Below are 10,790 nucleotides of genomic sequence, written 5' to 3' on the forward strand. Positions count from 1 at the left end.
CTCCGGTGAGCGACCTGATCCTGCGTCTGGCCGGGCCCGTCGATCTGACGGGACCTGGCGGCGAACGTCTGACGCCGCGCGGCATGAAGGCGCGCGGTGCGCTGGCTGTACTGGGATCCTCGGTCAAGATGCAGGTGGCTCGGCCGCGGCTGCAGGATCTGCTGTTCAGCGAACGAGAGCCGGAACAGGGCGCCGCCAGCATCCGGCAATTGCTGCGCGAGATCCGGATCGCCCTTGGACCCTGGCGGCACGCCCTGCTGACCGGGCCGGGCTGGGTCGGGCTGGACACCGATCTTGTGCGGCTGGACGTGACCGGCCGCCCCGGTGCCGATGGGCAGCGGCCGGAATTCGCGTCCGACCTGGATATTCCCGACCCCGAATTCGAGGATTGGCTGCGTGACGCCCGCAGCCACTACGAGGATCAGGCCGACCAGGTCCTGGCCAGCGTGGTGGAACCGGACGGCGCCCCGGCGCTGATCCTGCAATCGCCGATGGCGGCCGATCCGCAGGCGGCGGTGACGGCGGCGATGATCCTGCAAGAAGCGGCGGCACGGGTCAGCGACATGCTGCCCCTGCAGGTGGTGCAGGGCGATCCGGGCATCGGCCGGATCTCGGTCGGGATCGAGCTGGGGGCGATGGCCAACAAGGCGGGGGGCAGCATCGTCATCCTGTTCGCGGCCCGGCTGCGCAGCGACGGGCGGATGCTGTGGTCGCGCCGTTTCACCATCCCGGCCGACGATACGCTGGCGCATCTGCGTCAGGTCGCGAGCAGCGTCACCGTCGCCATCCTGCACGGGGTCGAGGCCCTGCGCGAGACCGTGCCCGATCCGCGTCTGCGCCGGATGCCGCTGCAGGACGTGTTCAGCTATTCCGCGCCGCGGCTGAGACGCGCGGATGAACAGCTTGCCCAGATCGACCCCAATGGCGACAAGGCGGTGATCCTGTCGCTGCGCTCCTATATTCGCCACACGATGCTGCTGGAACGTCTGTCGAAGAACCCCGAGGATGACGCGGAACTGGCCGCCGACATGGCCGCGCGGGCGCGCGAATTGTCGCCCGGCAATCCCTCGGCGCTTGGCGTGAACGCAATGGTCGCCGCCTATCAGGGTCAGCGCGAGACCGCCTTTGACATGGCGCGCCACGCCATGGCCATCGACGACGAAAATCCGATCGCGCGTCTGGCCTATTCCAGCGCGCTGACCAGCATGGGCCACCACCGCGAGGCCGAGGCCGAGGCCAGCGCCGCCCATAACAGCGCGCTGTCCGAACTGGGCCCCGCCGCCTGGATCCTGCGTCGGGCCATCGCCACCATGCGGGTGGGCGATCTGCCCGCGGCCGAGCGATACTTTTCGACCACTCACGGATACGCGCCCGAAAATCGCCCCGCATTGCGTTTTCTCAGCGCCATCCGCTATGAGTTGAACGACCACGAGGGCGCGCGCCGGGCATTGCAGCAATTGAAGAAACTGGAGCCTGATTTCTCGTTGGAGCTGATGGGATCGGATGGCTATCCGGTCGATTCGCTGCGCCGCGCGGGGCTGCTGAAAGTGACGAAATCCGGGCTGATCTAGCCGCGCCTCAGCGCCGTCAGCATCTGGTCGTGCAGACGCGGGCCGGCGACGATCAGCCCGTCCACCATCGCGCGCGGCCCGTTGAACCGCATCCGCGCGCCCTGCCGGTCGCTGACCGCGGCGCCGGCGCGTTCCGCGATCAGGCTGCCCGCCGCGATGTCCCATTCCCAGGCCGCCCGCAGCGACAGCGCCGCGTCGAAACGCCCCTCGGCGGCAAGGCACAGCCGCCACGCCAGCGAGGGGCGGAATTCGCGCCGAAAGCCCGGCACGCGGCCGTCGCGCCAGAACCCCGGCTCGGCGGCGGCGCGATAGGTCAGCACGCGCGCGCCCGCGATCCCGGCATCGCTGGGTGCAATGGGCCGGCCGTTCAGCAGCGCCGGGCCGTTAGCGAAGGCGGTATAGGTCAGATCCATCGCCGGAAGATGCACGATGGCGGCGGTGATCCGGTCGCCATGCGCGACGGCCAGCGAATGCGCGAAACCCTCCTGCCCGGCGATGAAGGCGCGGGTGCCGTCGATCGGGTCGATGATGAAGCAATGGCTGGCATCCAGCCGCGAGGGATCGGCCTCGCTTTCCTCGGACAGCCAGCCGTAATCGGGCCGGGCGCGTCGCAGGATCGTCTCCAGCGTCTCGTTCACGGCCAGATCGGCCTCGGTCACGGGGCCGGCGCCGTCGGGTTTTTCCCAGGATTGCGGCTGTTGACGCCAGTATCGCATCGCGATCGGCCCCGCTTGCCGCGCGGCATCCGCCAGCAGCGCCAGATCGGCCTCAGGCCCCGGCAACGGTCATTCCCTCGACGCGCAGACTGGGCACCTCGGCCCCGCGCCAGGGCAGCGCGTCGTTGGCCGCCTCGATGCGCATCAGCATGTCACGCAGATTGCCGGCGATGGTGCATTCGTTGACCGGATAGGCGATCTGGCCGTTCTCGACCCAGAAACCCGCGGCGCCGCGCGAATAATCGCCCGTCGTGCCATTGATCGAGGCCCCCAGCATCGAGGTCACGACCAGCCCCCGCCCCATCTCGGCGATCATCTGGTCCCGGGTCTTCGCGCCCGGTGTCAGGATCACGTTCGCCGTCGTGGGCGAGGGCGCCGAGGCCAGCCCGCGCGCCGCCGATCCGGTGCTGTCCAGCCCCAGCTTGCGCCCCGTCGCCAGATCCAGCGTCCAGCCTTGCAGCACGCCATCGGCGACGATCCTGCGCCGGCGCGTCGCCAGCCCCTCGACATCGAAGGGCCGAGACGAGGGATAGCGCGGGCGCAGCGGATCCTCGGTCAGGTCGAAGCCCGCCGGCAGGACCGGCTGATCCAGCGCGCGCAGCAGCCAGCTGGCCCCCCGCGCGATGGCGCTGCCATTGACCGCGCCCAGCAGATGCCCGATCAGCGAGGCCGAGACGCGGCGGTCATAGAGGATCGGAAACGCCCCGGTGGGCGGCTTGCGCGACCCGGCGCGGGCCAGCGTGCGTTCGGCCGCCAGTCGCCCGATCTCTTCCGGCTCGGGCAGGTCGGCGGTGAAGGCGCGGGATTCGGCGGCGTAATCGCGTTCCATGCCCAGCCCCTCGCCGGTGATCGCCACCGCCGAAATCACGTGGCCGGTCCGTCCGTAGCCGCCGGAAAACCCGTTCGAGGCCGCCAGCCAAAGCTGACGCCGCATGAAGGATGCATTGGCGGATTCGACCTGTGCGATGCCCGGCAAGGCCAGCGCCGCCGCCTCGGCCCGCAGCGCCAGATCCTGAAGGTGGTCGGGGGCGGGATCGGCGCTGTCATCGGACAATTCCAGCCCCGAGGCGTCGCGCCGATCGGTCAGTTGCCCGGGCGCGGCCAGCCCCAGATGATCATCGACCGGCGCTTCGCGGGCCATGGCGACGGCGCGGTCGGCCATCTGTGCGATCGCCGCATCCGTATGGTCCGAACCCGAGACGCAGGCCTGCCGCCCGCCGATCAGGACGCGCAGGCCGATCTCGACCCCTTCGGCGCGGTCGGCATGTTCCAGCCCGCCCGCGCGCACGTCGATGCTGACCGACTGGCCCGAAAGCGCCAGCGCATCGGCCTGATCCGCGCCTGCCGCCGTCGCGGCCTGGATCAGCCGTTGGGCCAGATCCTGCAATCGGGGGGTTGTGCTGCTCATGAAGTCCTCGTTGTTCGGCGTCCTCTTTTCCCGCGACCCGAAGCGATGCGCAAATGAAAAGGGTGATCCGCGGCCGGACTGCGCCGCGAAACCGGGGCACGGACGCCAGCGGGCGCGGCCCGGTCAGCCTGCCGCATCCCGATTCCGGGCGGGCGTCGATGCGCGGTCGGTGATGCGCGCCATGGCGCGAGACGGTCGGGACAACCCTGCCCCGACCCGGCTTGCCTTGCGGCCTATTTCACCTGCTGGCCATTGGCAAAGATCGACCCGCCCTCGCGGAATTCGATCTCGGTCGTCATCGTCTCGGGATCGCTGTCCGAGGGGCGGGCGAACATGGCCAGCATCATCCGCGTCGCCATCAGCTGTTCCTGCGGCAGCAGGCCCATGGCCGACAATGTCTCCAGCAGGGTGTTCAGGCCCGTGAAGCTGCCCTGGATCTTGCCGACCGGCTCGTTGGGCGTATCGCCGAAGGCAAGCTGGCCGGTCAGATCGGCCTTGGCCCCCACCGCATCCAGCGCAATCCTGTTGATCGTCAGATCCTGCGGCGCGAAGGGCATGTCGGGGCCTGCGGGCTGATCGGCCGGGTTCCCGGCGGCGAGATCGCCACTGGCCGCAGGATCCTGTTCGCGCTGCATCTTCTCGGCCAGCGCCGGATCCAGCAGGTCCCTGCCGACCAGCGCATTGCCCGACAGATCCACGGTCAGACTGGCCGGGTCGCGGGGCAGCTTGGCCTGCGGATCGAACAGGCCCCAGATCGCATCGCCCATCGTCAGCCCGCTGAGGCTGTAGGCAAGCGTGAAGGGCTGCGGCTGGTCCGAAGCGGTCACCGGCAGCATCATCTTGGCCGAGGTCTCGGCGACGGCATAGGTGATCGGGAAGGGAAGCGAGCCGAGGGTCATCTCGACCGCGCTGTTCTTGCCCGAGCCTTCATAGCCCAGCCCGTCCTTCGACATCGAGAACGCCATGCTGCTGGGGCCGGCGGCATAGCTGGCCTTGCCGTCTTGCGGCTGGCCGTCCTCGTCCTGACCGGAAAAGACGAACTCGCCCGAAACCCTTCCCATCGTCAGGGTTCCGTCCAGCGCCATCCCGGATGCCAGCGCGCTGTTCAGCGCCTGCGGTTCCGAGGGCGCGTCCGACGGCATCTGCATCCAGCCGCTTGCGGTCAGATCCGTGACATTGCCGCTGGCGTCGATCTGTCCGGTCCCGCCCGAGCCGTCCTGCTGCACAGGCTCTTTCGCGCTGAGGGCGATGTCCACGCCGGCGGCGCTGAGATCATAGGTGATCCGGCCGGCCGTGCCGTCCTGGTTCTGCTGGCGGCCCTTCACGTCGTTCAGCAGGATCGTCAAGGGTGCCTTGCCGTCCTGCGCCGCGCCGCCGGTGAAGGTCGCCGCAACCTTGATCTGCGGATAGACGACCTCGTGGGTCATCGCGTCGGGCGTGCCTGAACTGATCATCTCGTTGTCGGGCAGCGACACGGTGGCATCGAACTCGACCGGCTCGCCCTCGGGCGGGGTGGTGATCGAATCGATCAGCGTATCGCCCTCGATCATCGTGCGGACCTTGGCATCGCCGGTCTGCTGCAGGATCATCTTCGGCACGGTGATCGTCGTCGTGCTGGCCGTGTCCGCCGCCGGCGGCGAAAGCGTGATGTCCGAAACGGTCAGCGTGTCGCCGGATTCGTCGCGCTGGCCCACCTCGACCTTGTAACCCATCGCGGTGTAATAGCTTTCGAGACTGTCCCAGACCTGCGCCGGCGTCAGTTCGGCCAGGACCGGCGCGGCCCCCGCGATCAGCGCCACGGCCGAGGTGGCAAGCAAACGGATCATGACGGATACCTTTCGACACGAAATTCTTTGCGAAACTGTCTGACACAGCCTCCCGCGGAGGGAAAGGGAACATTCCGTGATCCGCCGCGAGACGCGCGACGGTCCGGCCATCCTGACCCTTGACCGCCCCGCCCCGCCCAATTCCCTGGCCGAGGCGATGTTGCGCGATCTGACCGCCCGCCTCGACAATCTGGCCGCGTCCGATTGCCGGGCGCCGGTTGGGGCCGCGACCGCACTGGCGGCCGATGGCCCTGCGGCATCGGCCGCCCATGCCGCCGCGATCAGGCGGATGGCCTCGGTTCAGGCATAGACCGATTGTTTCTTGAAGTGCTGGCACAGCAGGTAATAGACGACCGCGCGGTATTTGCTGCGGTTCGACCGGCCGTATCTGTCGATCACCGCGTGGACGCCTTCCATCAGTGCCGGACCGTCGGGAAGCCCCAGCTTTTTCATCAGATAGTTCTTTCGGATCCGGTCCAGTTCGGCCTCGTCGCTGGCCGCGACGGTTTCGGCGTCGTTGTTGTAGATCGACGGACCGCAGCCGATCGTCACCTTGCGCAGCAGGTCCATGTCGGGTTCGACCCCCAGCTTGTCGCGGATGTCGCCGGCATATTTCCCGATCAGTTCGTCACGCTTGCTCATCTCTCCCTCCGGGTTTTCGTATCGGACCGGGGCAGGATGCGGCGAGGTCTGACATTTATCAACAAATTCCGCCCCTAGCCGCGCGAGAAGCCGCTGATGGCGGGCAGCCAGGTCGAAAGGCCGGGCACGAAGGTCAGGATCGCCAGAACCACCAGCGCGGCCAGAAAGAAGGGCGGCAATTCGCGGATCAGCGCCGAGGGGCGCTGGTTGGTGGCCGAGGCAACGACGAAGATCAGGCCGCCGACCGGGGGCGTGATCAGTCCGAAGGTCAGGTTGACGATCACGATGATCGCGAAGTGATCGGCGGCGATGCCGAGGCTGTTGGCGATGGGTGCCAGGATCGGCACAAGGATCATCACCCCCGGCAGCGGGTCCATGAACATGCCGAAGACCAGCAGAAGCAGGTTGACCATCAGCAGAAAGGCGACGGGCGACAGGTTCATCGCGATCACCGCGTCGGCCATCGCCTGCGGCACGCCCTCGATGATCAGCACCCAGGCAAAGGCGCGCGCGCCGGCAAGGATCATCAGCACCGCGACCGACATGATCCCGGCCCGCCAGAACGCCCCCCAGAGATCCGCGAATGTGAAGCCGCGATAGATCACGGCGCTGACGAGGATCGCATAGACGACGGCGATGACGGATGCCTCGGTCGGCGTGAACACACCGCCGCGGATGCCGCCCACGATCAGCACCACCAGAGCCAGCGCCGGCAGCGCGGCGACGGTGTTGCGGATCATCTGCAGGACGGGCGGACGCGGTTCGGCGCTGCGATAGCCGCGCTTGCGGCTGATCCACCAGTTCACCCCGGCCATCGCGGCGGAAATCAGCAGCCCCGGCAGGATCCCGGCCATGAACAGCGACCCCACCGACACGTTGCGGTCCTGCAGCGCATAGATGATCATCGTGATCGAGGGCGGGATGATCGGGCCGACGACCGATGTGGCGATGGTCAGCGCCCCGGCATAGGCGCGGCTGTAGCCGCCCTTCTCCATCATCCGCACCATCATCGCCCCCGGCCCCGCCGCATCCGCCAGCGCCGAGCCTGAAATTCCCGCGAACAGGGTCGAGGTCAGGACATTGGCATAGCCCAGCCCACCCCGCAGATGGCCCACGAATTGCGCGGCAAAGCGCAGCAGCATGGCGGAAATCGCACCCGCCGACATGATTTCGGCTGCCAGGATGAAGAAGGGCACGGCCAGCAGGGGAAAGCTGTCGAGGCCGGTGAACATCTCCTTGACGACGACCACCAGCGGATAGCTGCCCGCCAGCGACACCGCCGCAAAGGCCGCCATCGCCAGCGCGAAGGCCACCGGCACGCCGAGGATCATCAGGATCAGGAAGGCGGCGACCAGGATCTCAACCACGCGCGGCCTCGTCGGTGGCGTTGAAACCCGCCTGCAGGTATCGCGGGGCGATCAGCGCCAGATGCACCATCATCAGCGCGAAGCCGGCGGGCATCGCGGCATAGACCCAGTACATCGGCAATCGAAGCGCGGCGGATTTCTGGATCGCCATGCGATTCATGTAGTCGATGCCAACCCAGACCATGAAACCGAAGAAAGCGAACAGGATCAGAAGGATGGCCCAGCGGAGCGCGCGCTGCGCGGGGCCGGGCAGTGCCTCTTGCGCATTGGCGATGGCGACATGGGCACCCTCGCGCAGGGCCAGCCCGGCACCAAGGAAGGTCAGCCAGATCATCGTGTAGCGCGCGACCTCGTCCGACCATGTCAGCGAGAATCCCAGCAGGTAGCGCCCGGCCACATTCGCGCCGACGACCGCCGCCATCACCGCGAGGCCGGCGATGACGACGGTGCCGTTCAGCACCACGAACAGGCGTTCCAGCCGGCGCATCGGCCCTATTGTTCGGCCTGGATGCGGTCCATCAGATCCTTGCCGAACTGCGCCTCGTAGTCCTTGTAGGGGCCTTCCAGCGCGGCGCGGAAGGCGGCCTTCTGGTCGGGCGTCAATTCGTTGACCTGCATTCCGGCCTGTTTCAGTGTCTCGACACCCGAAGCCTCGACCTCATCGACATAGGCCCGCATCGCCGTGACCGCATCCTTGGCGGCCTTGTCGAAAGCGGCCTTCTGGCTGTCGTCGAGACTGTTCCACAGCGCGGGGGAAATCAGGATGACGGCGGGAGAATAGACGTGGCCGTCCAGCGTCAGGTATTTCTGCACCTCGTTCAGCTTGGCCGAAACGATCACCGAAAGCGGATTTTCCTGGCCGTCGATGGCGCCCTGTTGCAGCGCCCCGATCACCTCGGGCCAGGCCATCGGCGTGGGCGCGGCGCCAAGCGCCTCGAACGCCTTGATATGGACCGGGTTTTCCATCGTGCGGATCTTCAGCCCCTTGGCATCGGCGGGGGTGGTGATGGGTCCCCGATTATTCGTGATATGGCGAAAGCCCTGCTCGCCCCAGGCCAGCGCGTGCAGCCCGGCCTCGTCGAACCTGGCCAGCATTTCCTGCCCGATCTCGCCGTCCAGGACGCGGCGCGCATGATCGAGACTGCTGAACAGGAACGGCACGTCGAAGACGCCCACTTCGGGCACGAAATTCGACAGCGTTCCGGTCGACACGATGGTCATGTCCACCGTGCCAAGCTGCACACCCTCGACCACTTCGCGTTCGCCGCCAAGTCCCGACGAGGGAAAATCCTTGAAGGTGAAAGCATCGCCCAACTGGTCGGTGACCGATTTCTCGAAGGCCTTGGCCGCGACGCCGTAATGGCTGTCCTCGGCCAGCGCATAGCCGATCTTCACCTCTCTGGCGGCGGCGGGCGTGGCGAAGACCGCGCCCAAAAGCGCGGCGGTGCAGATGTGTTTCATGAGATCCTCCCTCTTGCGGCGCGATCCTGCATGACCCGAAGGCCATGCGCAATCGCGGTTCCGGCCGCAAGAAAAGCCTGAAATGGCGCGGAGGATCAAGCCTCGCCGTCAGCGCAGGCCGGCGGTCGTGTAATAGACCTCGGCCGCCTTGCGATCGTCATAGCCGATCCCCGAGGCGATGATGCAGCTTGTATCATCGGGCCGCGTGGCGACCAGCGTCCAGGTTCCCATCTGGTCCGAGCCCCACAATTCGGTCCCGTCACGCCGGCTGACATCGACGGGGGCTTCGTTGAAATCATGCTTCAGAGTAGAGCTGATCTCGTCGTTCACCGCGCAATAGGGCTGATCACCGACCGCCATATCCGAGGTCGGAAGGCTCTGCGCCTGGTTCAGAAGGGTCGCGATGTCCACGCCCTCCATGGCGGGCCACCCCTGGATTGGCTGATCGGAACGGATTGCCGAAAGTCCGGGCAGGGCCGTCAGCAGAACGACGCTGCCGGCCATTGTCAGGCGGGCGATGCGGTTTGCAGAGCGGATCATCGGTTCGGGCCTTTCCTTGCGTTTTCTGATGCTGAAACGCGCGATTTCGGGGGTTTGTTCCCCTGCGGCGATTCCGGCCCCGGACAACGCCGCTTCTGGCGGCCGGCAAGACCCCTGCCCCGCGCGGCGTCTGGGCCGCCGGTCGCGATGGCCGGATTCGTGGCGCAAACCCCGTCGGCGGCGGCCGGAACAGGGTCCGGCGCGTCCATGGCCTTCGCCCTCTCGCAACTTTCCCGGATCTCGCCTAAGGATGGGGAACGGCAGAAAATGCAGGGCGAGGAGTAACGGAATGGCGATGCTTCTGGGGGATGTCGGCGGCACCAATGCCCGGCTTGCCATCGCGCGAAACGGGGTCATCGACGATAACACCGTGACCCGCTTTCGCGGCGACGATTTCGCCAGTTTCGACGATGTCGTGCGGCGCTTTCAGAAGGACCAGGACCAGCCGCGCATCACCTCGGTCTGTATCGCGGTGGCGGGGCCGGTCAGCGGCGGCAAGGCCAGCCTGACGAACCGTGACTGGGATTTCGACGAACACCGCCTTGCCCGGCTGACCGATGCGGATCATGTGCGGCTGATCAACGATCTGACCGCGCTTGGCTATGCCACGCCGTCGCTGTCGGGCGACGGGCTGGCGGTCCTGCGCGAGGCGCCCGAGGATCGCGCCCGCAACGGTCAGGCGCTGGTCGTGGGGCTTGGGACCGGCTTCAACGTCTGCGCCGTCCGCGCGCTGCCCGGTGGCGCGATCACCGCGATGGAGGCCGAAGAAGGGCACACCCACCTGCCCGCCAACATCTGGCAGCGCCTGTCCGAAACCGTCGGCGCCGAGGCCGCCCGCGCCTTCACCTCGACCGAGGAAACCTTTTCCGGCCGTGGCCTGTCACGGTTCCACGCCGCCCGCACCGGCACCGATCCGGTTCCCGGCGAAAGGATCGCCAGGGCGGCAGAGGCCGGCGATCCGCAGGCCGTCGCGACCTATGATCTGTTCGCCGAGATGGTCGGCCTGATGTGCCGCGAACTGACGCTGCATTTCATGCCGCTGGAGGGCCTGTATCTGGCCGGCAGCGTCGGGCGCAGCATCGCCGACCGGATAGACCGCTTCAGCACCGGGCTGCTGTCCCAGCCCTTCATGCGCCATATTCCCGAAAACACGCCGATCTTCCTGATCCGTGACGACATGGCCGCGCTTCAGGGATGCCTGGCCGCATTGTCCTGACGCCACGATGCGCCAAAAAAGGTTAACGCGGCCCCCCTTTTCG

11 protein-coding genes are annotated in these 10,790 nt (G+C 67.3%); 3 read left to right on the top strand and 8 right to left on the bottom strand.

The window, feature by feature from the left end:
* Positions 1–5 precede the first annotated feature (5 nt).
* Positions 6–1,571 (top strand): SARP family transcriptional regulator, encoded by a 1,566-nt coding sequence (locus B4L36_RS01905; RefSeq protein WP_292951518.1) that lies wholly within the window; start codon positions 6–8, stop codon positions 1,569–1,571.
* Here the strand turns inward: B4L36_RS01905 and B4L36_RS01910 are convergent.
* From B4L36_RS01910 to B4L36_RS01920, 3 genes are all read right to left on the bottom strand, one after another.
* Positions 1,568–2,287: an inositol monophosphatase family protein gene (locus B4L36_RS01910; protein ID WP_414692124.1), complete on the bottom strand. Its 720-nt coding sequence runs from the start codon at positions 2,285–2,287 to the stop codon at positions 1,568–1,570. The two genes, B4L36_RS01905 and B4L36_RS01910, sit on opposite strands and share 4 nt — an antisense overlap.
* Before the next feature lie 52 nt (positions 2,288–2,339).
* Positions 2,340–3,695 carry a TldD/PmbA family protein gene (locus B4L36_RS01915; protein ID WP_292951524.1) on the bottom strand — a complete coding sequence of 452 codons (1,356 nt, stop codon included), beginning with the start codon at positions 3,693–3,695 and terminating at the stop codon, positions 2,340–2,342.
* Positions 3,696–3,928: 233 nt separating this feature from the next.
* A complete protein-coding gene (locus B4L36_RS01920) occupies positions 3,929–5,521 on the bottom strand; it encodes a DUF2125 domain-containing protein (protein WP_292951527.1) in 1,593 nt (530 codons plus the stop codon).
* Positions 5,522–5,597: 76 nt separating this feature from the next.
* Between B4L36_RS01920 and B4L36_RS01925 the strand changes: the two genes are divergently transcribed.
* Positions 5,598–5,831, top strand: a complete 234-nt coding sequence (locus B4L36_RS01925; protein WP_292951530.1) for a hypothetical protein — start codon at positions 5,598–5,600, stop codon at positions 5,829–5,831.
* Here B4L36_RS01925 and B4L36_RS01930 read toward each other — a convergent pair.
* From B4L36_RS01930 to B4L36_RS01950, 5 genes are all read right to left on the bottom strand, one after another.
* Positions 5,822–6,163, bottom strand: coding sequence for a DUF2853 family protein (locus tag B4L36_RS01930; RefSeq protein WP_292951533.1), 342 nt, complete (start codon positions 6,161–6,163; stop codon positions 5,822–5,824). The genes B4L36_RS01925 and B4L36_RS01930 overlap by 10 nt on opposite strands.
* A 74-nt stretch (positions 6,164–6,237) precedes the next feature.
* Complete coding sequence (locus tag B4L36_RS01935) at positions 6,238–7,530, bottom strand: TRAP transporter large permease (protein WP_292951536.1); 1,293 nt, start codon at positions 7,528–7,530, stop codon at positions 6,238–6,240.
* Positions 7,523–8,017 carry a TRAP transporter small permease gene (locus B4L36_RS01940; RefSeq protein ID WP_292951539.1) on the bottom strand — a complete coding sequence of 165 codons (495 nt, stop codon included), beginning with the start codon at positions 8,015–8,017 and terminating at the stop codon, positions 7,523–7,525. Before B4L36_RS01940 ends, B4L36_RS01935 begins: the two co-directional genes overlap by 8 nt.
* A gap of 5 nt (positions 8,018–8,022) precedes the next feature.
* On the bottom strand, positions 8,023–8,991 hold the full coding sequence (locus tag B4L36_RS01945; protein ID WP_292951542.1) for a TRAP transporter substrate-binding protein: 969 nt from the start codon (positions 8,989–8,991) through the stop codon (positions 8,023–8,025).
* Positions 8,992–9,099: 108 nt separating this feature from the next.
* Entirely contained in the window at positions 9,100–9,531 is a 432-nt protein-coding gene (locus B4L36_RS01950; protein WP_292951545.1) for a hypothetical protein, read from the bottom strand.
* Positions 9,532–9,820: 289 nt separating this feature from the next.
* Between B4L36_RS01950 and B4L36_RS01955 the strand changes: the two genes are divergently transcribed.
* Entirely contained in the window at positions 9,821–10,747 is a 927-nt protein-coding gene (locus B4L36_RS01955; RefSeq protein ID WP_292951548.1) for a glucokinase, read from the top strand.
* The last annotated feature ends 43 nt before the right edge of the window (positions 10,748–10,790 follow it).

It is taken from the genome of Paracoccus sp. UBA889, assembly GCA_002294185.1.
Taxonomy (GTDB): domain Bacteria; phylum Pseudomonadota; class Alphaproteobacteria; order Rhodobacterales; family Rhodobacteraceae; genus Paracoccus.

Bases quoted from the DNA above. Each gene is read 5' to 3' on its own strand.
- B4L36_RS01910 (WP_414692124.1), bottom strand. From the start codon at position 2,287: ATGCGATACTGGCGTCAACAGCCGCAATCCTGGGAAAAACCCGACGGC.
- B4L36_RS01930 (WP_292951533.1), bottom strand. From the start codon at position 6,163: ATGAGCAAGCGTGACGAACTGATCGGGAAATATGCCGGCGACATCCGC.
- B4L36_RS01940 (WP_292951539.1), bottom strand. From the start codon at position 8,017: ATGCGCCGGCTGGAACGCCTGTTCGTGGTGCTGAACGGCACCGTCGTC.
- B4L36_RS01915 (WP_292951524.1), bottom strand. From the start codon at position 3,695: ATGAGCAGCACAACCCCCCGATTGCAGGATCTGGCCCAACGGCTGATC.
- B4L36_RS01950 (WP_292951545.1), bottom strand. From the start codon at position 9,531: ATGATCCGCTCTGCAAACCGCATCGCCCGCCTGACAATGGCCGGCAGC.
- B4L36_RS01945 (WP_292951542.1), bottom strand. From the start codon at position 8,991: ATGAAACACATCTGCACCGCCGCGCTTTTGGGCGCGGTCTTCGCCACG.
- B4L36_RS01955 (WP_292951548.1), top strand. From the start codon at position 9,821: ATGGCGATGCTTCTGGGGGATGTCGGCGGCACCAATGCCCGGCTTGCC.
- B4L36_RS01920 (WP_292951527.1), bottom strand. From the start codon at position 5,521: ATGATCCGTTTGCTTGCCACCTCGGCCGTGGCGCTGATCGCGGGGGCC.